The following is a 26,504-nucleotide window of genomic DNA, read 5'->3' on the forward strand; positions in this document are numbered from 1 at the left end:
TGAAGACCTTCAAAATCCTTGCTGAGCGATATCGCAACCGTGGCAAAAGATTGGGATTAAGATTCAGTTTAATCGCAGGGATTTATAATTTAGAACTGAGTAAAAAATGATTTATGAAAGAACCCTACTCTCTGTTCTTTCATAATATCAACCATCTTTGGATGGAAATCTTGATTAAAGACGTTGATAAACATTTTTCTGTTAATTGTTAGCGGTCCAGCATTTTTATTTATTAAAAACATATCACGAGTCGTTTCAATCACATTGATTGAAACTATACTTTCAACTAAGCTAAATATAATTTAAAAAAACAAGCCTATCAGAAACTTGAAAAATTAAAAAAATTTTTAATTTTTTTAATAATTTTTTTTAATTCTACGGAAAGGCTAAAAGGGTTGGCATATTCAGATTTTTGACATTGTAATTGGCTACCCAACTTGTGAATTGATATATTTTTTTGATCATGAAGATTGATGCAAAAATCAGTAGCGTATGTTTTATCCATATCAAGAATTAGAGAATAGGGCCCTGATTCTTTAATATCTTTTAATGAAAATAGTAGGCAATTCTCTTCGTAAATAGGAGGAGTTTTAAGTTTTTCAATAACGACCTCTGAAACAGATCTTGCATTATAACCAGGGATACCTAGAGTTATGAGCGCTATGTGATCATCGCGTAACTTGGAATTAGGATTGTTAGTATAAATACATAAAGAGTTTTGTTTTTTTGTCAAATACAGTGGTTCATGTAATTGATGAGCTAAAACATTCGTTGAAAAAAGTAAAATAAAAAAGCTTAATTTGTTCATGCTTTATCTACCAATTGCGATTGTGGTAAATGCTTTTTATCATAAGGATTTAATAGGAATTCTCGTAAAATTCTTTCTACGTAACCTAATAATTTAATACTTTGAATATGATGTCTTCTCTTAGGTAATTTATTTTGCATATAAACAGCATCATGCCAAAATTCAATAATGCGACCTTGTTGCTCTAGGTTAAATTCATTAAATTTTCGGTTTGTATGTTTACCAGCTAAATCAGTAAAGTATGCGGTATAATCATCTCCATAATCAGGGCTGACGTTACTGCATATATACCCTCCTTGTCTAAAAAGCATTGCAGCTTGTCCAATATGTCTAACTCCTCCTCCTAATTGATATTGCCAAATATGAGTCATTTCATGAATAAAGTGATGTTCTGCCGAATAATCATTTTTACAATTGCTGAAATCAGGAAATTTATCAAATAAACTACTAGTTAAGTTAATAGCGCCCATAGGGGAAAAAGTATTGCCTGTTAATCCTGGAACACTCCATGTTGAACTTCTTTTAATAATAACTTTCGTATAATCTATCGAATCTTTAAAGATTTTTTTACACATCTCAATTTCGCCTGTAGTTAAAAGGCGTCTATGTTTTATCGCAACTTGACTAGTCCTAACTTGAGTTTTTTTTGCACTTAGATGTATATTATGGCTATGAATAACATTTTTAGTGTTCATGCTTATGATCCTCATCACATAAGATATTTATAGTTATTTTTGAGGGTTCTGTATCTTCAATCATTTCTGTATATCCATGTTCATCTGTTATACCTTCAATTTTTTTAGTTGGTGTAATAATTTCATAGAGTACGTTGCTCAAAGGACTATTATCTAGATCATCGATAATTTGAAACTTATGAGCATAGTTAGATGTTTTATGAGTAAATGTTGATAAATTATTAGCTATATTTGATCCAGATATAGCTCCACCATTCTCCCCAACAACATGAACTTGTTTTGGCATCAAAGTAGCACCACACGTGAACTTATCACCGACATAAGCGACTGCTTTACAATCAAAAATTACATGGTCATTACTCTTAATCAAAGTTGACCACGTTTTACATTTTGGACAAGCAAAACCATCTCCCGCACGAAGAAATAGGTTTCCCATTTGAGAACTTCGAGATTGAGTGGATAACACTGTTCCACCGTGGCTTGTGGTAGAGCCATGAATGCCAAAACCTTTAGACATTCTTTGATCCCCCAATTATAGAAATCATGAAATCTTTGGGTAAAGCGGCATCATGATACAAACGTAAGACATGAGCGGTTATTGGACTATCGATAATTTCATCACCATTTTCTAATGGTGAGCCAATAAGTGCTGCGGATCGATTATGAACAGTGATGGCACTACCAGCACCAGAGATAATTTTTGCTGTTGAACCATCAGTATATATCGCTTCATCGCCTACTAAAGCTAAAGAAATACCTTTGACCTTATAGGTATCAGTAGATGCTCTTACTAAACCACCTTTTTTCGTTTTAGAACCATTAAATGCAGCATAAAATTTGGTATACGCCTTATTACTCCAATAGAGTTGCTCTGCTTGGTGAATCTTTTGAATATCATCTTGGGAAAGCTTTTTTAGCTGCTCTTCTGGCAGTTCATGCAAAAAAATAGGGCTAGTCATGCTAGATCCAATTATTCTAATTCAATAAAGAATATCAAAATACAGAATGAAGAAAAAGTTCAAAATGTAATCACACATTATCAAGAATAGTGATCATTTTGCATATGGGCGTTAAACGAAGTCTGATCATTTTTTATTTCAACTCAGTTCAAACCAATGTATATTTTTAAATGAAACTGCAATTTTAAAACACGGACTTATAACAAAGTCAGATGCCATCAATCTGCTATAATGAGTCCAATCTTTTTTTAAGTAAAAATTAGGACGTATTATGCGTATTGACCAGCGTGCATTAGACCAGTTACGTGACGTTAAAATTACTCGAAACTATACACGTTATGCAGAAGGTTCAGTTTTAGTTGAATTTGGTCATACCAAAGTTCTTTGTACTGCCAGTGTTGATAATTCAGTACCACGCTTCTTGAAAGGAAAAGGCCAAGGTTGGGTGACTGCTGAATATGGCATGTTGCCACGTTCAACCCATACACGCAGTGACCGTGAGGCAGCTCGTGGTAAACAAAGTGGACGTACTCAAGAAATTCAACGCTTAATCGGTCGTAGCTTACGTGCCATGGTGGATTTGAAGAAATTGGGTGAAAACACGATTACAATCGACTGTGATGTTATTCAAGCCGATGGTGGTACACGTACAGCGTCTATTACAGGTGCTGCTGTAGCCTTGATTGATGCTATGAATTCATTACTTGAGAAAAAGAAAATCAAACAAGATCCACTCAAAGGATTGGTGGCTGCAATTTCTGTTGGTATCTATCAAGACGAAGTACTACTCGACTTATGTTATGAAGAAGATTCAAACTGCCAAACAGACTTGAATGTGGTGATGACTCAGGCGGGTGAGTTTATTGAAATTCAAGGTACTGCAGAAGATAAACCGTTCACGCGTACGCAATGCAATGCAATGCTTGAAATGGCTGAGAAAGGCATTCAAGAGTTAATTCAAAAGCAACAACAAGCACTAGGTTGGTAATTCGCATCTGATAGCATGCGTTAATTGCAAAAAAGCACCTTGATAGAGGTGCTTTTTTTATTTCATAGATTTGCAATTGAAGCTTCATTGCAGCGTCACGAAAAAAGCGTATCACTGAGTTCGCATAAAACGAGAAGGATAGTTACATGCGAGCTTATTTTTTTATATTCATTCTTACACCGAGTATTTTGTTAACAGCTTGTGGGGGAGATGATGATCACCAAACATCCAAACCGCAACCTTCAGATCCAAGCTGTGAAATCCAATGTGCTCCATAACCATAATAAGAATAAAAACAGGATAAATATATGAACCGTCGTGACTTTATTTTAAATTCGACCAAGACATTATTGGGCGCATCTGCATTAGCGAGTTTTCCGTTGAGTATTCAAAAAGCTTTAGCAATTGATGCAAAAGTGGAAACTGGCACTATTCAAGATGTGAAACATGTGGTGATTTTGACTCAAGAAAATCGTTCTTTTGATAACTATTTTGGAACATTCAAAGGAGTACGTGGTTTTGGTGATCGATTCACCATTCCATTGAGTGGTAAAAGAGCGGTGTGGGAACAGTATGACGCCAACAAAAATAAAATTTTGCCTTATCACCTAGACAGTTCATTGGGCAATGCTCAACGTGTTTCGGGCACACCTCATTCATGGAAGGATGGTCAAGCTGCTTGGGATTGTGGGCGTATGGGCAATTGGGTGGAACATAAACAACCCCAATCCATGGGTTATTTTAAGAAACAAGAGCTCGAGTTCCAGTTTGCACTAGCGGAAGCATTTACTTTATGTGATGCCTATCATTGCGCTATGCACGCGGGAACTAATCCCAATCGTAAATTTATTTGGACAGGGACCAATGGGCCAACTGCTGCAGGTGTCGCGAGTGTAGTCAACGAGTTTGATAGTATTGGCTCATCAATGATCGGTTACGACTGGACCACGTATCCTGAACGCTTACAGCAAGCTGGGATCAGTTGGAAGGTTTATCAAAATATGCCCGATAATTTTACGGATAATCCTTTGGCTGGATTTAAGCAATATCGCAAAGCCAATGAATTATCTGGTAAGCCGGTTAGCCATGCCAATATTTTGTCGCCTGAATATGATGAGCGTATTGATCAACGACAACCTCTCTATAAGGGTATTGCCAATACGATGCCTAAGGACGGCGGTTTATTAGGACAATTTAAACAAGATATCTTAGACGGTAAATTGCCACAGGTGAGCTGGGTGGTGGCACCAGCAGCGTATAGTGAACATCCGGGACCATCAAGTCCTGTTCAAGGCGCGTGGTACATTCAAGAACTGTTAAACACTTTAACGGCAGATCCAGAGTTATGGAGTCAGACGGTTTTACTGGTCAATTTTGATGAAAATGATGGTTTCTTTGATCATGTACCATCGCCATCTGCACCATCAAGAGAAATCAATGAAGCAGGTGATATCGTTAAAGTTCATGGTAAAACCACGTTATCAGAACAAGAGATATCATATGAATATTTCAATCACCCACCTGTATCAGGTTCGACAGCACAGCCTGAATTAAAATTTAAAAATGGTAAGAATGAAAACTTCTGGCATGGTGTGTATGGTCCAGGAGTACGTGTTCCAATGTATATCATTTCACCGTGGAGTCGTGGGGGATGGGTCAACTCTCAGGTATTTGATCATACTTCAATTATTCAATTTCTTGAGCAACGTTTTGGCGTGCAAGAGCCTAATATTAGCCCTTATCGTAGAGCGGTCTGTGGTGACCTTACGTCGGCGTTTGACTTTAAGACACCTAACTTTAATATTCTGCCAACACTCAATGGGCAAAGAACAAAACAAGAAGCTGACAATACGCGTCATTCGCAAGAGCAACTGAGCAAGGTTCCAGTCCCAGCAAATCAACAATTTCCTGTGCAAGATTCTGGAATACGTCATTCTCGAGCATTACCTTATTTATTACATACCAGCGCGCGCGTACAGGTTGCAACCCGAAACATACAATTGATTTTCGCAAATGGTGGAGAACAAGGTGCGGTTTTCCATGTCTATGACAAACTAGATTTAAATGCCATTCCTCGACGTTTTATGGTGGAGGCAGGCAAACAGCTTGAGGATGTTTGGGAGCTAGTAGATGATCAATATGATCTTTGGGTACTTGGACCAAATGGTTATCATCGAGCATTTAAAGGAAATCTTCACCATCAAATTGAAAGAGATCATTTGCCAGAAATTCGAATTTGCTATGAAGCCTGTCAACCTAAAATAATTTTAAAAATACGGCATGATGGTGCTGAAGCCGTGGAGATGATGGTCAAGGACAATGCGTACTACAATCAAAAAATGTGGACTGTCAAAACTCAAGCGAATGAGGCTGAACTTCATCTAGATTTAACGGAGTCTTGGGGATGGTATGATTTTAATGTTGTGATCGCCCAACAGCAGGGAGAGCAGGCTTATGAACGTCGTTTTGCTGGACGTATTGAAACAGGGCAGCATACATGTACTGATCCTATGATGGGATTATTGCAACCTAAATCTTAAACATGAAGTAAAAAAAGCCGTGAATGTTCACGGCTTTTTTCACAATTGAAAAATTCAGGTATTAAGACAGTCGAAATGAATTAGAGATCCAACCTTTCGGAAGTTGAGGCATTATAAGCTCCTCAGGACGATTTGGATCTTCATCCAGTTGCTTACCACCATAAATGACATCATTGATCTGTCCATTTTGATTTTGATATGTTAACCAAGGATAGGTTTTACCAAACCCAACAGGATCTTGGGTGTAATCACAAACACCATCTGGAAAAACTTTTTGTAATCGAGTCCATTGCTCATCTGTAAAGTTAATATTGGGGTAAAGACGACGTGTGAGTGGTTGTAGTTTACATTTATTGGCGTAGGTACTAATTTGATCACCTGCTACCATTCGCGGTGTTTTATAGACTGGTACACGAAGGTTATTGCAGAACCCAGATCTTCGAATCGTTCCTAATGTGATACATGAGTCGTTAAGATTTACTTTATTGCGTGTGAGTTTCTGTGGCAGAGGTAAATTGCTTGTATCATTTTTTACGCGATCCAACCATTGGTTCATATCATCGAAACTGATTTCTAAACATTTAAGATCGCCAATCATAATGGTATCACCTCCATACAGAAGCTGATTGTTATGATGTCCGTGTGCTTTGTCTAAACGTGCTCTAATCGCGAATGCTCGGTAAGCATCATGGAAGATCGCTGGATCTGGACCACGACAATCAATAATCGCCACTTGATCTAAATTATTGGCAACATTGATTAAACCAGTTCGATAAGCATTTTTTAAACCTTGCTCCGTGGCATATAACCGTTCGGAAATTGGGTTAATATCAATATCAACTCCACCGAGGCGTTCATTTAATAAAACAAATTTTTCAGCATTAATCACACCATCAAATAAGGTTTGAAGCCCGTATTGCACACCGACATTATCAATTGGTAGGTTAGCAAACCCAATATTTCGCTGGTTTTCGACAGGACTCCAAATTTGTCTAAGCTGTTGTGTATTTGGATCAACTTCAGTTGGATTTCTGAGACCCAACAAATTTACAGCAGCCTCTTGAATTGAACAGCGTGTCCCATTCGGATTTGAGGTAGCATTGTACAGTTGTGTTTCTGATATTCCGCTACAAATTGTATTTGGTCGAGCAACATCGAATTGCGCAAGTTCACTGACATAACCATTAATCTCAGAAATATGACCTTGAATATGGTTAATTTGATGAGGGAGGAAAGAGCGGCCTTCTGCTGTTTTAAAATAATTGATCATAATATGATAATCAGCAAACTGAGATGCTGTACTCCATGCATCAGGGAAGGAGCAGGTTACTAACAAACCTTGGTATACACCTGGATAAGCGTTAGCTACCCATTGAGATGCGAGCGCGCCACCTGAGCAGCCTTGTCCAATCGTGTAGTCTAAAGTGCCGTATTGTTCGATAAAACGTTCTTTGGCCATAATGATTGATTCAGCTTGAATCGCCAAATTACAGTTATGTCCACTGTTGGATAGCGCCGTAGACATGACGCCATAACCTTTGCCCAAAGCCTTGATGGTAATATCTGGCAAAATAGAAGTTGATGTCGCAACCACGGTAGGCGCGGTTGCAGACTGATAATCATTTCCGCAACTTTGCCCATGGGTTACTAACAGCTTATTATTAAATTGGGGTTGTGGATTGAGCGCAGTCCAAGGCTGATTAGGATTAAACAATACAGCAAACCGATATTCATCACGATTTTGATAACCGACTTCCTCTCGAATGATAAATGGCACTTCTACGCCTGTATCGGTCTTAATTTTGGAAATCAGGCCCGCCGAAGGTGGTTTCTCAGGATTATAGGTTTGTAAAGTTCCGACCAAATTCCGATAGTAGTAATTATATTGAACAGGTTTACGACAAAATAAATCAGTCGAGCCGTTGGTACAGGTCCATGGATTAATTTGAGGTCCAGATAAAAGAGGGCCTGTAGTACTGAAATTTTTTAAATATAAATTTTGAATTGCGTTTGGTGTTTCAATTTTAAGTAGATTTTCCCCTAACTGTAATCCATCCAATAGCACTCTATTTTGAGCATTGGAAAAGCGAGATTTGATGTCCTGTCCATTTAAATGAATGCTTATATTTGCGTCATTAAAATTAATCGATGGGTCTAATTCGATCAATACATCATTATCTGTCACAAGATCGGGGCGAGTTGATAAAACAGTCACGAATTCTTTTTCAAGTTTATTCGTTGGATTGTCAGGATCAGTTGGATTGGTCGGAGTTGGCTGTGATCCATTACCACCGCCTGAATTTCCCCCAGATTCGCTGGAGCTTTTACAACCGACGAGTAAGCTGCTACTAATCGCGACGCTTAAAAGCGTATAGATCATTTGCGTTTTCATGTGATTTCCCTAATGTACAACATGGTGGATGCAATCGATCCGATGACTGCATTTCTTTTTATTTATTCACTGACATTCAGCATGTCTATGCGTTGACACCCTCCTATTATTTAGACAATGCGAACTCATGGGTTTAATTGTATTTATTGGCTTCACTATGAATGAAAATTAGGCAGCATGTCCATGACATAAAATTAAATAATTGTAAAATTAAGGCAAATAAATAGTTGAAATTTAATAATTTATTTTACACTTTATTGGTTTAGTGTGATTTTTATTAAAAAAATAATCTGAAAGTGTGAAAGGTATCAACTAGGACAATATAAATTCAAATTTTTTTGTATTCTTGCGATAAATTTTATGTAGCATCACAGTTTTAAGCAAATAAAAAAGGAGCAAAGCCCCTTTTTTATTGAGAGATAGGATTTAATCAATTAAGCGTTAAAGCGCATAGATAAATCGATGGCTTTTACATCTTTAGTCAGTACACCCATTGAAATAAAGTCGACGCCTGAAGTAGCAACTTCACGTAAGTTCTCGATGGTAATATTACCTGAAGCTTCTAATTTACAACGACCAGCCACATGCTTGACTGCATCAATCATTTGTTGTTGGCTGAAATTGTCCAACATGACGATATCGGCACCAGCATCTAAAGCTTGGTTTAACTCATCCCAAGTTTCAACTTCGACTTCCACAGGTTTACCAGGTGCAATGGCATGCGCTTTGTCGATTGCTTGCTGAATGCCACCTGCAGCCATAATATGGTTTTCTTTAATTAAAAAAGCATCGAATAAACCTAAACGATGGTTTTGACCACCACCTACACCCACTGCATATTTTTGTGCAATACGTAAGCCAGGTAATGTTTTACGTGTATCCAGTAGTTTGGTATTTAAGCCCTCTAAATGTTTCACATATTCAGCCGTTTTTGTAGCAACAGCGGAAAGGGTTTGTACAAAATTAAGCGCTGGGCGTTCAACGGTTAACAGACTGCGTGCTGAGCCTGCAAGTTTTAAAAATGCCTCATTGGCTTGAACTTGATCGCCATCTTGCTTTAACCAAATCACATCAACGCTTGGATCATAGGCTTTAATTAAAGCATTCACCCACGGTTGCCCTGCAAGAATCATCGTTTCACGACTGATAATGGTTGCTGTTGCTTGTTCATCTTCAGGTGTCAGCAATGCGGTGATATCACGCTCACCAATATCCTCTTGCAATGCTTGTTGGATATTGATTTGAATTGATTGTTCAAGCAAAGATTGCGGTATGCTCATAAAATCCCTATTGTAGGCACCAGAAAAATGAGCAATATATTACCATTGCACCTCAAGTAATGGTGCTGTTTTTTTCGTCCAAGTCTATTCCAAAGATGAGCGTGGATGAATTGTCTTAAGTTGCAAACACGGATTGAGATCACACATGTCGAATGTATCCAAGCTTCAAGTGGTAGATGGTGTATTACAAGGTGCAAGATTTATTGCTTCACCAAATTTTAATCAAAGACCAGACTATACTGACATTCAACTGGTGGTCATCCACAATATTAGCTTACCGCCCTCACAGTTTGGAGGAGGCTATATTGAGCAGTTTTTCCAAAATAAATTAGATTGGAATGCACACCCTTATTTTAAAACCATTGAAGGGATGCAGGTCTCAGCACATTTATTGATTTTAAGGTCAGGCGAAATTTTACAGTTTGTTAATTTTAAAGACCGTGCTTGGCATGCAGGACGCTCTACGTATATGGCAAATCCAGAATGCAATGATTATTCGATTGGCATTGAACTCGAGGGTAGTGATGATCAAGATTTTACGGAACAACAATATCAAGCTTTAGTTGAGGTCATGGCAACACTTCAACACGCTTATCCTAAAATTAAAAGTCATATCGCAGGGCATTCAGATATTGCACCTGGACGAAAGACCGATCCAGGACCGCATTTTCAATGGTCTTATTTTAGAGATCAATTAAAACAACGAAAAATATGATGCTTTGTCGAATGAAATAACAATTTAAAAGCGAAGTTTTATTACAATATCGTCAATCTTTTAAAGTGGTGAATATGATGGCGCTTTGGCGATCCACCTTTATTGTTAGTGCAATGACCATGTTGTCTCGTGTCATGGGGCTTATTCGAGACATGGTGCTGTTAAATGTGTTCGGGGCAGGGAAAGACTTCGATACTTTTGTCGTAGCGTTCCGTATTCCCAACTTTTTTAGGCGTCTTTTTGCCGAAGGTGCATTTTCCCAAGCATTTATTCCTGTTCTCACCGAATATAAAACCACCAAACTCCATGCTGAAGTTCAGATCCTAATTAGTCGGGTATTTGGATGCTTGCTTACCGTGATGACTGCATTGACTTTGCTGTGTATGATTGTTGCGCCTGCGATATTGTATGTTTATGCGCCAGGATTTCATGCCGATGCAGCCAAATTTGATTTATCAGTCGACTTATTCCGTCTCACCATTCCCTATCTGATGTTTATGTCGCTGACTGCATTTGCCAGTAGTATCTTAAACAGTTATGGCTCGTTCACCACACCGGCATTTGCGCCAGTATTGTTGAATATTGCAATGATTGCAGGGGCTTTGTGGTTATCTCCATATATGGAAACACCCATTATGGCATTAGGTTGGGCAGTGGTGTTTGCTGGCATTTTGCAATTAGCCCTACAAATTCCAGAACTGTGGCGTAAAAAACTCCTGATTCCACCCAAAGTTGATTTTAAGCACGAAGGTGTCGAGCGTATTTTAAAATTAATGTTGCCTGCACTGTTTGGGGTTTCAGTCACACAAATTAATTTACTACTCAATACCATTTGGGCGTCTTTTATGCAAAATGGTTCTGTGTCATGGCTTTATACTGCAGAGCGGATGACCGAATTGCCTTTGGGCTTAATTGGTGTAGCCATTGGAACGGTGATTCTGCCTGCACTCTCTGCGCGTAAAGCTGAACAGGATCAAACTAAATTTAAGGCCATGTTAGATTGGGCTGCACGTGTCATCGTATTTGCTGGTATCCCAGCCAGTATCGCTTTATTTATGTTGTCTACACCGATTATTCAAGCGCTGTTCCAACACGGTGCTTTTGATGCACGAGCGACAGAAATGACCGCTTTGGCATTACAATGTATGAGTGGTGGTGTTTTGGCATTTATGTTGATTAAAGTCTTTGCTCCTGGATTTTATGCAATTCAAGATACCAAAACCCCAGTACGTGTTGGCCTAATGGCAGTTGCAGCCAATGCCATTCTCAATGTGGTTTTTATTGGTATCTTCAAATGGATGGGCTGGGAAGAACTCCATATGGCATTGGCGTTGTCATCTACAGGTTCTGCTTTAGTCAATGCAGGGATGCTATATTTCTATTTACACAAGCGTGAAATATTCCGATTTGGACCGCATTGGAAAAAATTATTTTTCCAATTTATGGTGGGCAACGCCGTGATGATCGTAGCTTTATGGTATGGCCTCAGCTGGTATAACCCAGATGTAGCACCGTGGATTCGTGTATTTGAAGTGCTTGCTCTTTGTGTATTGGGTGTGGTTGCCTATGTATTGGGTTTATTTGCGACTGGCTTTAGACCAAGACAATTAAAACATGGCTAGTGCTTAAGACAGACCCTTAATAAAACAAAAAACATCGCAGAAGCGATGTTTTTTTATAAGTCATGTGAACATTAAGGCAAAACTTTTAAAAGCTCGACATCAAAGATTAAGGTGCTGTTCGGCTCAATCGCATCGCCCGAACCGATCTCACCATAGGCCAAATCAGCAGGAATAAAGAAGCGGTATTTAGCACCTTCCTTCATAAGTTGTAAGCCTTCAGTCCAACCCGGAATGACTTGACTCACTTGGAATTCCACTGCTTGATTACGCGCGATCGAACTATCGAATACCGTGCCATCGATTAAACGCCCTTCATAATGAACTTTCACTTTTGACGTCGCTTTAGGTGTTTTGCCTTGACCTTGCTGAATCACTTGATATTGCAGACCTGTTGGTCGTGTGACAATGCCTGCTTTTTTGGCATTCTCTTGTAAAAATTGTTGCCCAGATTTTAAATTTTCTGCAGCCAATTTTTGAAATTCGATCAGTTGTTTGGATTCACTCTGCTTTTTGTATTTGGTTAAAGCCTGCGCCATTTCTTGATCGGTTAAACTCGATCTTTGACCGGTTGAGCCTTGTTTCAATCCTTCAATAAAAGCATCCAAATTAATATCTTTTAATGTATCCGCATTGGTACGTCCCATCACATAGCCATAGCTATATCCGAGCTGATCTTTTTCAGTACTTTTATTGCTAATGTTTGCCGCAAATGAGGCAGAGCTGAGGATCAGCAGACTGCTTAATATAGAAATTTTTTTCATCATTCAAATCCAAAAAAGGAGAGCTGAAGGCTCTCCTTTTGATTAACTTATTTGACTTCGATTAATTCAACATCAAAAATGAGCGTGCTGTTTGGTGGAATCGTACCAGGAACGCCCTGTTCACCATAAGCCAGATTTGATGGAATATATAAGGTTGCTTTGCCGCCTTCCTTCATCAATTGTAGGCCTTCGGTCCATCCAGGGATGACCTGATTCAACGGAAATTCAATCGGTTCACCACGTTCAACCGAGCTATCAAAGACTTTGCCATCAAGTAATTTACCGGTGTAATGCACTTTAACCACAGAGTTTGCAGCAGGTTGTTTGCCTGTACCTTCTTTGCTGACGAGGTACTGCAAACCAGAAGCAGTAGTTTTAACATTCGATTTTTTTGCATTTTCAGCCAGGAAGCTATTGCTTTGTGCATCGGCAGCTTTAGAGTCTTTGACTTTCTTTTCTTCTAATTCTTTTTGTAAAGCCACATAGGCAGTTTGCAGTTCTTCATCTGTATAGGCACGTTCTTTTTTATCATGCGCTTCACGGACACCGACAATAAATGGCTCAATCGCGACTTCAGGAGGAGTTTGGCTGGCAACTTCATAACCGAGTGCATAACTGATTTTATCAATCGGTTTTGCATCAGCAGTCATGCTAGAAACTGTCGCAGATGTTGGATGTTGACTTGCATAATAAACAGGGACGAGCGCAGCACCGCCTAAAACGACAGCAACAGCGATGGGTAAAGCTTTACTCATGAGATTTCCATTTTTTTCAATTATATGTGCGACATTCTAAAATCGCGGAACCAAAACAGCATAGCGTCAATTCACTTTCAGCGATATAGAATTTCAATGAAATCAACAAAATTTCACAAATATACAGTGTTTGATCGGCATAAAAAAAGCCTGAATAGATCAGGCCTTTATTCAACAATAATTAATCATTGTCCTTTGATGCTTTATACGCATACGCATAGTTATAACCATAGCCATAACCTGCTGCATTACGTTGAATGTCATTTAGAATAAAGCCATTCACTTTAACACCAGCTTGTTCGAAACGATTGACTGTGATTTCGAGTTCTTTCATTTGTGTCTTCGCATAGCGAGCAATGACCAAATTAACACCTGCATATTGTGAAATGATAATACCGTCAGTCACCGCAAGTACAGGTGGCGTGTCAATGATCACATGATCAAACTGTGTTGAAAGCTCTTCAAGCAACTGTTTGAATTTTTCAGAACCCAACATCTCAGATGGATTGCTCGGACTCTTACCACGGGTGATCACACTTAAACCAGCGACTTCAGTGTCTCGAATAATATTTTGTAGCGAGTGCTGATTTGTCATGTAATCAGTCAAACCTGGCTGTGTGTCAATATTGAAATATTTGTGTAGATAACCACGACGTAAGTCAGCATCAATAATCAAAACACGTTTGTCGGCTTGCGCTAATATCGTGGCTAAATTGGTTGAAATAAATGATTTACCCACTTCAGGTGCAGGACCAGAAATCATAATCACATTATTTCGAGCTGAACTCAGCGCAAAATGAATCGCCGTGCGCATACTGCGTAAACTTTCAATCGCAATATCATCGCTATTCTTAATCGCCAGAATTGGGATTTTCTTATGCTTTTTCAGCATCTTAATGTGGCTTTCTTGTACTGGCGAACGCGGTACCGTGGCATAAACCGGTAGATCTAATTCATTTTCAATTTGACTAGAATCTTTGATGCCTGAACGCATCATATTACGTAACAGCGCCAGAAGTGTCCCGAGGAAACCACCAAGGAAAATGGACAAAATTAGGATCTGTAATTTTTTAGGCTTAATTGGTTCAATCGGTTCTACGGCAGTATCAACAATCCGAACATTACCAATTTCACCCGCTTTCGCAATTCGAAGTTGTTGGTACGAATTCAGCAATGCAGTATATAACTGTTGTTTGACTTCAACTTCGCGGAATAACTGTAGATAGCGACGTTGCAAGTCAGGGAGTTGTTTTAAGGTGCCATCCAATTCATTAATTTTTTTATTGATCGCACCAAGTTGAGCGTTCATTTGTTGCATGATTGGATGTTCGTTGGTGTATTTCGCACCCGCTTCAGCGACTTTTTGCTCAAGTTCTGCTTTTTTTGTTTCTAAGGCAACACTTTGCGTGAGATACAATTCAGATTCTTTGGTGACATCAACCGTATTAAAGCCTTGACGGAATTTGTTAAATTCACGTTCGGCGACATCCAGCTGTTGTTTCAGTTCTGGGAGTTGTTCATCCAAGAATTTGAGCGTTTGCGCAGTTTCGGCAGAACGACGTTCTACATTTTGCTGACTATACGCATTTAGAATCGTATTTAGAACTTTGGTAATATGCTCTTTATCTTGACCTTGATAGTTTAGCCCTAGAACACCAGTCATTTTCCCTTTTTCAGCCACTGAATAGTTGGCCAAAAGTGATTTCATTGCAGCAGGTAAAGACTGTTTAGTGATGATATAGCGGTCATTCAATTGATCTTGTGTGCGAATCTCAACTTTCCATATGCCATCGCGGGTCGAGCTTTGATTGAGTTGGTTCAGTGAACCGTTCAGGACCATTTCTTCAGTTCTTAAATCCGTCAGCGTAAATTGTTTCTCAGTAAAATTCAGCGCCAATGCACGGTCACGAAATTTCTGAGGAACATGGAAATGGGGAATAGCAAAAGATTTTTCGTCATCATTAAAAATTACAGATTGACGTGAATAACTGGTCGAATAGTCATGTGGTGAAAATAAACGATCAAAGAAAGAGTTTTGCGTACCAGACACTCTAAGATCTAAATTTAAACTCTCAATCACTGAACCGAGGACTAATCGAGATTTCAAGATTTCAATTTCTGCTTGAGCAGGTTGTTTCTGCTCAATCATACTTGAGAGATCACCCAAAAGTGCTGCTGAAGTCCCTTTACTTTCCTCAACTTGAACCAAAGCATCGACAGAGTAAGTATCTGGTGTTGTACGTAAGTAGAGTAGGGCACAGACCAGACTCAAAATCACACACAAAGCAATCAGCTTCCATTGTGCGATTAATGAAAAAAATAATTCTTTTAAATCAATTGTATCTTCGGTATTCGCGGTTTGACTCATAATCTTTATTCAAAATATTAAAGGTGTTTTTTCCAATCAGCGATACAATCCTGAATCAACTGACAGGTGTCATTAAAGAATGCTTGATCGTGTTGGTAAGGATCCGCAATATTTTTTTCACGCCAGTGCCCCAAGCGAAAGGTTTTTCCTTTTGCGTATGGCCATGTTTGTTCGATATGCTTCTGTTGGTTCTGGCTCATGACAAGAATCAAATCCGCATTTTTGACCAATTCAGCATTCAGTTTGCGCGCCACATGATCTTGCATATTTATACCGAAATTTTGCATACATTGTAATGCTTTATCATCTGCTGGATGGCCAACTAAGCCTGAAATCCCAGCAGAGTGAATTTTTCGATCAGGGTACGTATCTTTTAGGAAATATTCTGCCATGGGGCTTCGACAGATATTTCCAATACAGACCACTAAGATATTTTTAAAATTCATCAATTCCCCAAACGATCTAAATTATATAATGCATTGGAGAAAGGAATCACCTGGTTAACCACACGTTGCCAGCGCGTTAGACCCGTTGCATCGACATAAACAATATCATTACTTTGCATTTTAAACTGATTGGCGAGACCAAAATTAGCAATGCTAGACAGATCCATATGGAAGATTTCAGTCATCGGAGAGTCAGCTTGACTTCTGACGACGTAAATCTTACTACTACTTGCAGATAATGGATTCAGCCCTAAACTTTCCCCAATCACATCACTTAAAGTCATGCCCTGATCACGCATTGGTAGGGATTGGTTTTTACCTGACTCACCCATGACATAGATTTTTTGATTTTCGCGCGAGTTGACGTAAATCGTATCGTTGGCTTGAACCAAAAGATTGTGTAGCGAAAACCCTGCTTTCTCAAGTTCAATCGAATTTAAGTTATAGGTTTGACCATTGCGAACCAGACTAATCGAGGTATTTGCACCAAATTGTGTGTTGATGCCACCTGCTAAGCCAAGCGCCGTATAGATACTGGTGGGTTGGTCATTTAGCGTATATTGACCACCTTTCATCACATTGCCCTGTACTGAATAGCGTTGACCTTGGTATGACAAAACTCGTGCGATGACATCGGGGGTTTTTAAATAACGGGCAAGTAACTGACGAAGTTCTTGATTGACTTGATCTAAACTTTTGCCAGCCGCTTTATAACGTCCAATAATTGGAAATTGAATATAGCCACGAGAGTCGATTTGATAGCCGTTAGATTTAATGGCTTCTTCATTATTAATGGTATTGGTGGGTGGTGTAATTTCTGGATATGCCCATAGATAAATGGATAATACGTCACCAGCACTGAGTAGATATTGTTTTTGATCTTGTAGAAACAAATGTCCCAAATCTTGGTGGACATTGACTTGAGCTGGTTGAACAGCAAACAGGGACTCTTGAGTGAGTTTGATGACATTGACTTGAGTCCCCAAATCCGTCTGAAAAACACCTTCTTCAGGCAAATCATAGGTTTGCAGGCCTGAAGTCATAGCGCAACCTGTAAAACTTAAGCTGAGTGCTAATAATAAACTATAGCGGTAGTAACTCACTCGAATTCCTATCATTTTTTAATTAGTAGAATATTTAAAATAGATTCAAAAATCTAAGCTGATATTTGTTGAGCTATATTATAGGAATAAACCTATAACGCCTAGCGCCAATGTGAATATAAAACCCTTTTTTGTTGCTTGATTGTGATTAAGATCATGGAGTTATGTAATTATTTTTTTCAATTGTGATCATTTTACATCAATATTTAATTTGGGATCTGTTATATTAGGCGCCGTTAAATTGATATTAAATACTATAAGGTATAATGAATGCTGAATGTATCGAATTTAAAAATAGCAGTGATTGGTTTAGGTTATGTGGGCTTGCCACTTGCCGTTGAATTTGGGAAAAAAGTACCTGTAGTCGGTTTTGATATCTACCAAAAACGAATTGATGAACTTAGAAATGGCCAAGATCATACTCTCGAAGTTTCCCCAGAAGAACTCAAACAAGCAAACCAGCTGAGTTATTCAGCAAATTTAGAAGACTTAAAAAACTGTAACTTCTTTATTGTCACGGTACCAACACCGATTGATGAATTTAAGCAACCTGATTTAAGCCCACTGGTAAAAGCATCACAAAGTATTGGTCAGGTACTTAAATCAGGCGATGTTGTGGTTTATGAATCAACAGTGTATCCAGGTGCAACTGAAGAAAGTTGTATCCCTGTATTAGAGCAAGTCTCTGGGCTTAAATTTAATCAAGATTTTTTTGCTGGTTATAGCCCTGAGCGTATTAACCCAGGTGATAAATTGCACCGTGTCACCAATATTTTAAAAATTACCTCAGGTTCTACGCCTGAAGTGGCTGACTTTGTTGATGAAGTATATAACCTCATTATTGAAGCAGGTACACATAAAGCGGCCAGCATTAAAGTGGCTGAAGCGGCTAAAGTCATTGAAAACACCCAGCGTGATGTAAACATTGCCTTAATTAATGAACTGGCTGTGATCTTTAATAAAATGGGTATTGATACCGAAGCAGTATTAAAAGCAGCGGGTACCAAATGGAACTTCTTACCTTTCCGTCCGGGATTGGTGGGTGGTCACTGTATTGGTGTAGACCCGTATTACTTAACCCATAAAGCGCAAGCGATTGGTTATCACCCTGAAATTATTTTAGCTGGTCGTCGTTTAAATGATGCGATGGGAGCTTATGTGGTCACTCAGCTGGTTAAAGGCATGATTAAGAAAAAAATTCAAGTTGAAGGTGCTAAAGTTTTAGTGCTTGGTTTGAGTTTTAAAGAAAACTGCCCAGATATTCGTAATACTAAAATTATTGATATTGTGCATGAACTACAAGAATACCATATTCAAGCTGATGTCTATGATCCTTGGGTAGACGCCGCTGAAGCTGAGCATGAATATAACATCACCCCAGTACAGCAGCTAGAGCAAGGTCAGTATGATGCGGTGATTTTAGCCGTGGCTCATGATCAGTTTAAAGCGATGGGTGCTGCAGAAATTCGTGCATTAGGGAAAGCTGAGCATATTTTATACGACCTAAAATATGTACTTGAGCACTCTGAATCTGACATCCGTTTATAATTTGAATTAAGGAATATAAAGAATGAGCCAATATCAAACCGTATGTAAACAATTACAGAAAAATCCTAAAACTTGGTTAGTGACAGGGGTTGCTGGATTTATTGGCTCTAATCTTTTAGAGACCTTATTAAAACTCAATCAAACTGTTGTGGGATTAGATAACTTTGCAACAGGGCATCAACATAATTTAGATGAAGTACAAAGCTTAGTCACTGCTGAGCAATGGGCAAAATTCCGTTTTATTGAAGGCGATATTCGTGAGTTTGCAGATTGTCAAAAAGCTTGCCAAGGTATCGACTATGTACTACACCAAGCAGCTCTTGGTTCTGTACCACGTTCTATTGCCGACCCGATTACCACCAATGCTACCAATATTAGTGGTTTTTTAAATATGCTGGCGGCGGCACGTGATGCACAAGTTTCAAGTTTTACCTATGCTGCCAGTAGTTCAACCTATGGCGACCATCCTGCTTTACCCAAAGTAGAAGAAAATATTGGTAACCCTTTATCACCTTATGCAGTGACCAAGTATGTCAATGAGCTGTATGCGGATGTTTTTGCACGTACGTATGGTTTTAAAGCGATAGGTTTACGATATTTTAATGTGTTTGGTCAGCGTCAAGATCCAAATGGTGCCTATGCTGCCGTGATTCCTAAATGGACCGCAGCTATGATTGCGGGTGATGATGTTTTTATTAATGGGGATGGTGAAACTAGCCGCGATTTTTGTTTTATTGACAATACGGTCCAAGCTAATATCTTAGCGGCAACAGCGCAAGATGAAGCGAAAAATCAAGTGTATAACGTAGCTGTAGGTGACCGTACTACGTTAAATGATTTGTTTAATGCCATTAAAGCCTCATTAAATGAAAATAATGTAAATTATTCAAAACAACCTGTATATCGTGATTTTAGAGCAGGTGATGTACGCCATTCTCAAGCAAGCATTGAAAAAATTAAAAAATTAATGGGTTATGAGCCACAATTTTCAATTTTACAAGGTATTGCTAAAGCTATGTCTTGGTATAAGAAATTTTTAGCTTAACAAAATTAATTTTCTAGTATTATTAGTTATGATCAATAAAGTAAAAGAAGCTCTAAAAAGTGACTTCTTAAAAAATGCTGGAAAACTAGCTTCAGGGACTATGCTTGCACAAGTTATAGCTTTTGTAACTATACCGATAATAGCACGCTTATATTCACAAGATGCATTTGGTTTATTAACGCTATTTATTGCACTCGTAAGTTTCATTAGTTCTTTCGCTACTTTAAAATATGATACTGCTCTAGTTATACCTGAACATGATAGAGATGCTTACGCTCTGTTAAAACTATCAAATATAGTTACATTAACTATAACATTATTAAGTATTATAGTTATGTTTTTGCCAATTAAGTTTTTTGAGAATTTTAAGGGTTTACAAATTTTAATTGGTTTAGGAGTTATATTAAGTGTAAATTATAATAATTCAGCACTATGGAATATTAGATTTAAGAAGTTTAATCATACTGCTATTTCTACTATAGTCCAGGCGATAGCCATATTTATATTTCAATATATACTTTATAATTACTTTCAACTAACTGGATTAGTAATTGGTAATTTGCTTGGTGTACTAGTTGCAGGAATTTACTTAGTAGTCACTAGAAAGTTTAGTTGGAATACTTATTTTGATATTTCTAAAAAAGAAATGCTTAATCAAGCAAAAAGGTTTATAGATTTTCCTAAATATTTCACTCCTTCTAATGCCATATTAAGTTTATCAAGTAATTTGCCAATATTACTTTTTTCTAAATATATATCTTTAGCCCAGCTGGGACTTTATGGAATTGCTATACGTATTATAGGACAGCCTGTAGCTTTAATTTCAAATTCAATTCGTAGTGTGGTTTTATCTGAACTTGCTAGTAAAAAAAGAGCAGGTGTCTCAATATTAGGATGGTACTATAAAGTTTTTTTGGGCCTTTTAGGAGTGGCTCTAATTAGTGCTTTAATACTAATTTTTTCTGCTGACTTTATTATAAGGGTTTTATTGGGGGAGGAATGGGCTGAATCGGCAGCTTATGTAACTATGCTTTCACCATTATTAATATCAATGATGATATCTCCTCCGAGTGGTGCAGCAGTTCGAGTTTTTGAAATGCAAAAATATAATTTCAAATATTCAATTTTTTGTCTGTGTTTGAAAACTTTAATTTTATTAAGTGTTTTTAATTTGTTTGAGGTTGATTTTAAATATATCATCTTGATTTATGCATTGACCGATTTAGGGCTTGTATTGTTAAATAATTTTTTAGTATTAATGAAGATTAGGAAATATGAAAAGTTTATTAGATAGAGTTAAATGTAGACTTTATAAGACCTTATTGAATTTCCCGTTATTAAATAGATTTAATAGAATCTGGTATTCTAAATTAGGTGTTAAAGGGAAAGATTTTAGAATTAATCCTAATTTTGAATTGGTTGGTTGTTATAGCTATCTAGAGCTAAGTAAAAATGCAGAAGTTAATGAAGGTTGCTTTTTATTAGCTAAAGATAGAATAGTGATTGGTGAAAATTCAACACTCGCATATAGAGTAACTATCTTGACTAGTGCTAATCCAAATGGGCCAGGTAATAAATTGTCTACTATATATCCTAGTACCAAAGCTCCTGTTATTATAGGTCATAACACTTGGATTGGTGCATGTGCTACAATTTTACCTGGTATTAAAATTGGAAACTTTTGTGTGATTGCGGCTGGTGCTGTTGTAACAAAAGATGTTCCAGATTATACAGTAGTAGCAGGCGTGCCTGCAAAGCCTATTAAGAAGTTAGACCCTCGGGTAAATCAATAATGAAAAGTGTGGTTATTATAGCAAATACAGCTATTGGTAGTGTTTTGTCAGTAGCTCAGGCTATATGTAATAAAATAAATTGTAAAGTGTATGTAATATGCAGTGATAAAAAGACAAGTAGTATTTTTGAGACTAGTAAATTCATTAGTGAAGTTTTATATGTTGATGCAATTAATTCACAAAATTATTTAGAGCAAATACAAGCTTGGACTCTAACAAAAAAATTTAATGAAAAACCAGTTTTATATAGTAGTACAGACACTAGTTGTTATTATATTAATAAAAATCGTTCTTGGTTCGAGGAAAACTTTATACTAAGCTTACCTTCAGAAGAAATCATTTATAATTTCACTAAGAAGGGCTTGGCTGAAAAAAAAGCAGAATTATCAGGGTTAAGTGTACCAAAGACCATAGTAATTAAAACTGAGGAAGATATATTTAAAGTTGTTGAAGAATTCAAATTTCCGGTTATTTTAAAGCCTCGTGCAACTTATTTAAATAGTAACATTAATTTCAAAATTAAAGTAATAGATGATAAGCAAGATTTTATAAATTTTTTTAATGAAATTCATAATGAAGGGATTTTGTGTCAAGAGTTTATTCCAGGAGGGAGCGATGAATCTTATTACTACGTTTTTTATAGAAGTAAAAATAAAAAAATATATGAAAATATTGGAAGAAAACTACTTCAATCAACACCAAAAGGTGGGATTATGCTTAAAGGAAAAAGTGAATTTAATGAGGATCTATCCTTGATCTGTGAAAAATTTCTTGAAAGTATTAATTATATTGGTATTGGTGGAATAGAATTTAAAAAATATGGTAATAAATTTTATTTTATTGAAATGAGTGTACGCTTAGAAGGATTTTTTAAAATAGCAGAGATATCAGGAAAGTCTTTGGCATTAATTTCTTATTATGATTTGGCTGATGAGGTATTAAGAGATAGTGCTAATGAAATCCAAAAAGATGGGTATATATATATTGATACAATTCCTTTGTTTGTTGATTATTTGAAAAATAGGAAATTCGCATCAATTTTTTTAGATTTAATGAAGATTTTTTTAAATTCTAAAGTATTCCCTAATACGTTTAGTAAAAAGGACTTTAAGCCATTTATTAAGCAAATTTTAATGATATTAAAAAGTAAGATCTAATTTAGGTGTATTGTGAAAAAAATATTAAAGTTTCTTTTTTTAAGCTTAAATTTAGATTTTTTTATTAGAAAATTTAATAAAACACCAAGAATATTATTTTGGCATGGTGTTGATTTTATAAAAAATAATCAGGTAGAGGCTGAGTCTTTTCATGTAGAAGACTTTAAGAAACAAATTGATTTTTTAAATAAGTATTATGAAATTATCTCTATAGAAGAATTTTATAAAAGATTCATAGAGGACTCTTTTACTAAAAAAGAAGTTGTATTAACATTTGACGATGGATATTTAAATAATTTAACTGTAGTTGCACCTTATTTGAATGAAAAAAATATTCCATTTACTGTTTTTGTGTCGACAGAACATATTGAAACTGGAGAGCTCTTTCCTACTTCAATTGCAAGGCTAATCATATTTGGTACAAACTTGAAAGAGATTTCTATACCTACACTAATGATTAATGAAAGTAAGATATCAAATAGCACTGAAAAAAAAGAAATATATAATCTGGTCTCTTTTGCGTTAAAAAATTCCCCAGTAGATAAAGTTAGAGATATTGTTGATGATCTTAAAAATAACCTAACCAAAAAAAAATATAATCTTTTAGTACAATCATATTCATCTGTGCTTCCTATGAATTGGGAGCAATTACGTCAGCTTAAAGAACAAGGTGCTACTATTGGCTCACATTGTAAGTATCACATTTGTTGCCATAAAAAACAAAATTATAATGTTGTAAAGGATCAGATTCAACAAAGCAAAGTAATATTAGAAAAAAAGCTAGACTATATATGTGATTTCTTTGCTTATCCAAATGGAGACTATACATTAGAATCTAATAAATTTGTTAAAGAAAGCGGTTATAAAATGGGATTTTCAGTGGAGAAAAAAAGAATTTCTAAAAGCTTAAATAATATTTCAGCTATTCCTAGATTAGGTGTTCCATCAGATCTAGATAGTCTAAAACTTATTATGGCATTTTATCCTAAAGTAAAATTTAAAGCTTATAATATATAGCTACTTTAAGGTTTGTAATATGCTTAAATATATAATTCTATATGTAGTAAACACAGTCTTATGTTTAAATATTTTAGATTTCTCTACTTTTTTTGTTGCTAATTTAATATATTTATTAGGTATGGTTGTTGTTTGTGGAAGTAATAAAAGAAAAAATATTTCACTTAATATAATAAAACTATATCATACTATATATTGGGTTGGATTTATTTACATATTGCTTTGCTATAGTTATATGGTTTCTCAGAATTATGAGTATTTATTGGCTTATGATGTCTATAATTATTTTATGCCTAAAGTATATGAATTTTTATCTTTAGGTGGTGTTAAGGAGGCTTGGGATTATAATTGGCAGAATTTCAACTTATTTAGCAGATATCAATCTGGATATTTTGGATATTTAATACCTTTTGCTTTTATATCTAAGTATTTTGATTCAAATATTTATATTTCAATGCAGTTGTCTAGTTTATTAATTGGTTCATTCAGTAGTATTGTAATATATAAGATTTTCTTACTTAATAATTTTAAGTTTTTTAATGCATATAAATATACTTTATTGATATGTATTTTTTCTATTTTGTTTTTATATTCTACGCTACTATTGCGTGATATTGTTGTAATGTTTTTTTATTTATTAGGTATAATGTACACTTTTAAGAAAGAATTTTCTTTTCTTGATATATTGAAAATTATATTGGTTATATTGATATCATGTACATTGAGGGTGGAAACAGGTCTATTTTTATTTTATTTAATTCCTCTATATTTGTACTTAACAATGCAGACATCTCGCAAAAAAGACATTGTAATATTTAGTTCTATCATTTTTATATCAACTTTATTATTATTTTTATTGATTTTTTATAGTCAAATTTTTAATGTTGTTACTGCGAATAATGATATTTATCTAGATAGTGATAAAGGTGATGGGGTTGTTGGTTTTCTGCAAAATATTCCTATTATTGGTAGTATTTTGTCTATATTTTATAATGCTATTCAGCCTATTCCATTATGGGTGAAATTAGATGAAAGCTTTGATTTGTCTAGACCAGAAGCCTATAATATTATGGCTTTTCCTATATCTATTGGGGGGGGGTTTAACTGGATTGTTATTTCTTTTATAGTGAGTTTTATTTTAATTAGAAAAATTAGATTTAAAGTTTTAAGTCAAATTTCTAATCCATTAATTTTTAATTTATTTTTTGGTTTTCTGTTCCTATATATTCAGTCTTCAGTTATATCACAAAGAAGACTTATGGCTTATTATGTGTTGTTTTATATATTTTCTATTCTTATCGCCCAAAACATATCATTGGCAGATAGGAAGAAAATTTTGTTTTTAGCATTCTTATTTTATTTTTTATTAAATTCATTATTGACAGTATTTATGCTATGAGTAAAAAGATTCTTTTAATTGATAATTCTTCCTTAACCCCTAAAGGTAAAGATTTCTTTTGTGAGTCTAAAACAGGAAATTTTGCTTTAGAGCTACAAGATCTTGGTAATGATATTACAATGTATGGGCAAGTAGTATCGAAGGAAAGTAGTACACATGTTTTTAATATTAAGAAAAATGATATAAAAGTATATGGTATTAATCGCCTTAGTAATAAATTTTTTAATTACTTATTTTTGTATATGAAAATAATTCCTTATATTATAAAATCTGATTTTATTTACATTTTTTATCCTTCATCGTTCAAGTATATATCAATTTTATGCTTTATCTTTAGAAAGCCTTATGGTTTATATATTCGTGGAGAACAGGATTTGCAAAGTATAACATCTAAGTTTATATATAAGAAATCATATAAAATTTTTACTGTTACTGATTATTTTACAAAATTAATAAATACATTATCTAAGTCTAGTGTTGCAGAAACTATTAGGCCTATGATTAGTTTAAATGAAAAAAATATAGTACCTATAACATCAGTAAAAAAATCAAAAATATTTAAAATTTTATTTCTTGCACGTTTGGAAGAAGATAAAGGAATAAAAGAAATTTTATATGCAATTTATAAGTTGAAAACAATGAAATATAATTTAAAATTGGTATTGGTCGGAGAGGGTGGATATAAGAAAGAGGTTATGAATATTATTGATAAGTTAGATATAGCAGACTTTATAGAAGTAAAAGGAGCTATACATGATATTAATGAAATTAAAAATATATATTTGGATTCTAATGTATATATCTTACCTACCTACCATGAAGGATTTCCTAGAACTTTATATGAAGCTATGATATTCGGTACGCCTATTATTACTACATTTGTAGGAGGTATTCCTTATATTATGAAAGATAAGTTTAACTGTTTGCGAATCGAAGTTAAATCAATAGAGAGTATTGTGAATGCTTTAACTTATTCTATAAATAATCATGAAAAAATGCTGGACTATGCAAAAAATGCTCAAACTACTGTTAAGCCAATAATCAATTCTACACGCTTATCGCATGCGGAAGCACTTCATAATGCTATTCATAATATTTGATTAATAGGTTTTC

At 35.7% G+C, this 26,504-nt stretch carries 23 protein-coding genes and 1 pseudogene; 13 read left to right on the top strand and 11 right to left on the bottom strand.

Features of this window, described 5'->3' with window-relative positions; genetic code table 11:
- Positions 1-110, top strand: a pseudogene (locus FTV17_RS12505) (IS5/IS1182 family transposase); the annotation flags it as partial.
- A 209-nt stretch (positions 111-319) separates the two neighbouring features.
- On the opposite strand, the gene FTV17_RS12510 reads toward FTV17_RS12505, so the two are convergent.
- The 4 genes from FTV17_RS12510 to FTV17_RS12525 are packed head-to-tail and all read right to left on the bottom strand — an operon-like array spanning position 320 to position 2,462.
- Positions 320-808, bottom strand: a complete 489-nt coding sequence (locus FTV17_RS12510) for an NF045616 family extracytoplasmic (lipo)protein (RefSeq protein ID WP_179999982.1) — start codon at positions 806-808, stop codon at positions 320-322.
- Entirely contained in the window at positions 805-1,503 is a 699-nt protein-coding gene (locus FTV17_RS12515; RefSeq protein WP_179999984.1) for a zinc protease, read from the bottom strand. The genes FTV17_RS12510 and FTV17_RS12515 overlap by 4 nt, the downstream gene beginning before the upstream one ends.
- Positions 1,493-2,020: a PAAR domain-containing protein gene (locus FTV17_RS12520; RefSeq protein WP_179999986.1), complete on the bottom strand. Its 528-nt coding sequence runs from the start codon at positions 2,018-2,020 to the stop codon at positions 1,493-1,495. The genes FTV17_RS12515 and FTV17_RS12520 overlap by 11 nt, the downstream gene beginning before the upstream one ends.
- The gene (locus FTV17_RS12525; RefSeq protein WP_179999988.1) at positions 2,013-2,462 is read right to left on the bottom strand and encodes a PAAR domain-containing protein; all 450 of its coding nucleotides are present in this window, start codon (positions 2,460-2,462) and stop codon (positions 2,013-2,015) included. The genes FTV17_RS12520 and FTV17_RS12525 overlap by 8 nt, the downstream gene beginning before the upstream one ends.
- Positions 2,463-2,733: 271 nt before the next feature.
- Between FTV17_RS12525 and rph the strand changes: the two genes are divergently transcribed.
- On the top strand, positions 2,734-3,450 hold the full coding sequence (gene rph, locus FTV17_RS12530; RefSeq protein ID WP_035270511.1) for a ribonuclease PH: 717 nt from the start codon (positions 2,734-2,736) through the stop codon (positions 3,448-3,450).
- 308 nt (positions 3,451-3,758) lie between these two features.
- On the top strand, positions 3,759-5,990 hold the full coding sequence (locus FTV17_RS12535) for a phosphocholine-specific phospholipase C (RefSeq protein ID WP_179999990.1): 2,232 nt from the start codon (positions 3,759-3,761) through the stop codon (positions 5,988-5,990).
- Positions 5,991-6,051: 61 nt separating this feature from the next.
- Here the strand turns inward: FTV17_RS12535 and FTV17_RS12540 are convergent, their stop codons facing one another.
- Entirely contained in the window at positions 6,052-8,382 is a 2,331-nt protein-coding gene (locus FTV17_RS12540) for a DUF6351 family protein (RefSeq protein WP_179999992.1), read from the bottom strand.
- 434 nt (positions 8,383-8,816) lie between these two features.
- Positions 8,817-9,662, bottom strand: a complete 846-nt coding sequence (nadC, locus tag FTV17_RS12545; RefSeq protein WP_179999994.1) for a carboxylating nicotinate-nucleotide diphosphorylase — start codon at positions 9,660-9,662, stop codon at positions 8,817-8,819.
- A 145-nt stretch (positions 9,663-9,807) separates the two neighbouring features.
- On the opposite strand from nadC, the gene ampD reads away from it, so the two are divergent.
- Positions 9,808-10,377 (top strand): 1,6-anhydro-N-acetylmuramyl-L-alanine amidase AmpD, encoded by a 570-nt coding sequence (gene ampD / locus FTV17_RS12550; protein ID WP_179999996.1) that lies wholly within the window; start codon positions 9,808-9,810, stop codon positions 10,375-10,377.
- Between the two features lie 68 nt (positions 10,378-10,445).
- Positions 10,446-11,999, top strand: coding sequence for a murein biosynthesis integral membrane protein MurJ (murJ, locus tag FTV17_RS12555; RefSeq protein ID WP_180000059.1), 1,554 nt, complete (start codon positions 10,446-10,448; stop codon positions 11,997-11,999).
- Positions 12,000-12,070: 71 nt separating this feature from the next.
- Here murJ and FTV17_RS12560 read toward each other — a convergent pair whose 3' ends face one another.
- The 5 genes from FTV17_RS12560 to FTV17_RS12580 form a co-directional block, all read right to left on the bottom strand.
- On the bottom strand, positions 12,071-12,760 hold the full coding sequence (locus tag FTV17_RS12560) for an FKBP-type peptidyl-prolyl cis-trans isomerase (protein ID WP_179999998.1): 690 nt from the start codon (positions 12,758-12,760) through the stop codon (positions 12,071-12,073).
- A 47-nt stretch (positions 12,761-12,807) separates the two neighbouring features.
- Positions 12,808-13,515 carry an FKBP-type peptidyl-prolyl cis-trans isomerase gene (locus tag FTV17_RS12565; RefSeq protein WP_180000000.1) on the bottom strand — a complete coding sequence of 236 codons (708 nt, stop codon included), beginning with the start codon at positions 13,513-13,515 and terminating at the stop codon, positions 12,808-12,810.
- 181 nt (positions 13,516-13,696) lie between these two features.
- The gene (locus FTV17_RS12570; RefSeq protein WP_180000002.1) at positions 13,697-15,883 is read right to left on the bottom strand and encodes a polysaccharide biosynthesis tyrosine autokinase; all 2,187 of its coding nucleotides are present in this window, start codon (positions 15,881-15,883) and stop codon (positions 13,697-13,699) included.
- Between the two features lie 17 nt (positions 15,884-15,900).
- On the bottom strand, positions 15,901-16,329 hold the full coding sequence (locus tag FTV17_RS12575) for a low molecular weight protein-tyrosine-phosphatase (protein ID WP_180000004.1): 429 nt from the start codon (positions 16,327-16,329) through the stop codon (positions 15,901-15,903).
- Complete coding sequence (locus tag FTV17_RS12580) at positions 16,329-17,432, bottom strand: polysaccharide biosynthesis/export family protein (protein WP_373687209.1); 1,104 nt, start codon at positions 17,430-17,432, stop codon at positions 16,329-16,331. Before FTV17_RS12580 ends, FTV17_RS12575 begins: the two co-directional genes overlap by 1 nt.
- A 270-nt stretch (positions 17,433-17,702) precedes the next feature.
- Here FTV17_RS12580 and tviB point away from each other — a divergent pair, with 270 nt between their 5' ends.
- The 8 genes from tviB to FTV17_RS12620 are packed head-to-tail and all read left to right on the top strand — an operon-like array spanning position 17,703 to position 26,491.
- Positions 17,703-18,980: a Vi polysaccharide biosynthesis UDP-N-acetylglucosamine C-6 dehydrogenase TviB gene (gene tviB, locus FTV17_RS12585; protein ID WP_180000008.1), complete on the top strand. Its 1,278-nt coding sequence runs from the start codon at positions 17,703-17,705 to the stop codon at positions 18,978-18,980.
- Between the two features lie 22 nt (positions 18,981-19,002).
- Positions 19,003-20,025 carry an NAD-dependent epimerase/dehydratase family protein gene (locus FTV17_RS12590; RefSeq protein ID WP_180000009.1) on the top strand — a complete coding sequence of 341 codons (1,023 nt, stop codon included), beginning with the start codon at positions 19,003-19,005 and terminating at the stop codon, positions 20,023-20,025.
- 28 nt (positions 20,026-20,053) lie between these two features.
- On the top strand, positions 20,054-21,319 hold the full coding sequence (locus tag FTV17_RS12595) for an oligosaccharide flippase family protein (RefSeq protein WP_180000011.1): 1,266 nt from the start codon (positions 20,054-20,056) through the stop codon (positions 21,317-21,319).
- Positions 21,300-21,818 (top strand): DapH/DapD/GlmU-related protein, encoded by a 519-nt coding sequence (locus FTV17_RS12600; protein ID WP_180000013.1) that lies wholly within the window; start codon positions 21,300-21,302, stop codon positions 21,816-21,818. The genes FTV17_RS12595 and FTV17_RS12600 overlap by 20 nt, the downstream gene beginning before the upstream one ends.
- Entirely contained in the window at positions 21,818-22,975 is a 1,158-nt protein-coding gene (locus FTV17_RS12605; RefSeq protein WP_180000015.1) for a hypothetical protein, read from the top strand. The genes FTV17_RS12600 and FTV17_RS12605 overlap by 1 nt, the downstream gene beginning before the upstream one ends.
- A gap of 12 nt (positions 22,976-22,987) precedes the next feature.
- Entirely contained in the window at positions 22,988-23,992 is a 1,005-nt protein-coding gene (locus tag FTV17_RS12610) for a polysaccharide deacetylase family protein (protein ID WP_180000017.1), read from the top strand.
- A 19-nt stretch (positions 23,993-24,011) separates the two neighbouring features.
- Positions 24,012-25,391 (top strand): hypothetical protein, encoded by a 1,380-nt coding sequence (locus FTV17_RS12615; protein ID WP_180000019.1) that lies wholly within the window; start codon positions 24,012-24,014, stop codon positions 25,389-25,391.
- The gene (locus FTV17_RS12620) at positions 25,388-26,491 is read left to right on the top strand and encodes a glycosyltransferase family 4 protein (RefSeq protein WP_180000021.1); all 1,104 of its coding nucleotides are present in this window, start codon (positions 25,388-25,390) and stop codon (positions 26,489-26,491) included. Before FTV17_RS12615 ends, FTV17_RS12620 begins: the two co-directional genes overlap by 4 nt.
- Positions 26,492-26,504: the final 13 nt, after the last annotated feature.

Source organism: Acinetobacter sp. YH12239, from assembly GCF_013417635.1.
Taxonomy (GTDB): Bacteria; Pseudomonadota; Gammaproteobacteria; order Pseudomonadales; family Moraxellaceae; genus Acinetobacter.

Excerpts from the sequence above, each read along its gene's own strand:
- FTV17_RS12510 (WP_179999982.1), bottom strand. The coding sequence starts at position 808 with ATGAACAAATTAAGCTTTTTTATTTTACTTTTTTCAACGAATGTTTTA.
- FTV17_RS12515 (WP_179999984.1), bottom strand. The coding sequence starts at position 1,503 with ATGAACACTAAAAATGTTATTCATAGCCATAATATACATCTAAGTGCA.
- FTV17_RS12520 (WP_179999986.1), bottom strand. The coding sequence starts at position 2,020 with ATGTCTAAAGGTTTTGGCATTCATGGCTCTACCACAAGCCACGGTGGA.
- FTV17_RS12525 (WP_179999988.1), bottom strand. The coding sequence starts at position 2,462 with ATGACTAGCCCTATTTTTTTGCATGAACTGCCAGAAGAGCAGCTAAAA.
- rph (WP_035270511.1), top strand. The coding sequence starts at position 2,734 with ATGCGTATTGACCAGCGTGCATTAGACCAGTTACGTGACGTTAAAATT.
- FTV17_RS12535 (WP_179999990.1), top strand. The coding sequence starts at position 3,759 with ATGAACCGTCGTGACTTTATTTTAAATTCGACCAAGACATTATTGGGC.
- FTV17_RS12540 (WP_179999992.1), bottom strand. The coding sequence starts at position 8,382 with ATGAAAACGCAAATGATCTATACGCTTTTAAGCGTCGCGATTAGTAGC.
- nadC (WP_179999994.1), bottom strand. The coding sequence starts at position 9,662 with ATGAGCATACCGCAATCTTTGCTTGAACAATCAATTCAAATCAATATC.
- ampD (WP_179999996.1), top strand. The coding sequence starts at position 9,808 with ATGTCGAATGTATCCAAGCTTCAAGTGGTAGATGGTGTATTACAAGGT.
- FTV17_RS12560 (WP_179999998.1), bottom strand. The coding sequence starts at position 12,760 with ATGAAAAAAATTTCTATATTAAGCAGTCTGCTGATCCTCAGCTCTGCC.
- FTV17_RS12565 (WP_180000000.1), bottom strand. The coding sequence starts at position 13,515 with ATGAGTAAAGCTTTACCCATCGCTGTTGCTGTCGTTTTAGGCGGTGCT.
- FTV17_RS12570 (WP_180000002.1), bottom strand. The coding sequence starts at position 15,883 with ATGAGTCAAACCGCGAATACCGAAGATACAATTGATTTAAAAGAATTA.
- FTV17_RS12575 (WP_180000004.1), bottom strand. The coding sequence starts at position 16,329 with ATGAATTTTAAAAATATCTTAGTGGTCTGTATTGGAAATATCTGTCGA.
- tviB (WP_180000008.1), top strand. The coding sequence starts at position 17,703 with ATGCTGAATGTATCGAATTTAAAAATAGCAGTGATTGGTTTAGGTTAT.
- FTV17_RS12590 (WP_180000009.1), top strand. The coding sequence starts at position 19,003 with ATGAGCCAATATCAAACCGTATGTAAACAATTACAGAAAAATCCTAAA.
- FTV17_RS12595 (WP_180000011.1), top strand. The coding sequence starts at position 20,054 with ATGATCAATAAAGTAAAAGAAGCTCTAAAAAGTGACTTCTTAAAAAAT.
- FTV17_RS12600 (WP_180000013.1), top strand. The coding sequence starts at position 21,300 with ATGAAAAGTTTATTAGATAGAGTTAAATGTAGACTTTATAAGACCTTA.
- FTV17_RS12605 (WP_180000015.1), top strand. The coding sequence starts at position 21,818 with ATGAAAAGTGTGGTTATTATAGCAAATACAGCTATTGGTAGTGTTTTG.
- FTV17_RS12615 (WP_180000019.1), top strand. The coding sequence starts at position 24,012 with ATGCTTAAATATATAATTCTATATGTAGTAAACACAGTCTTATGTTTA.
- FTV17_RS12620 (WP_180000021.1), top strand. The coding sequence starts at position 25,388 with ATGAGTAAAAAGATTCTTTTAATTGATAATTCTTCCTTAACCCCTAAA.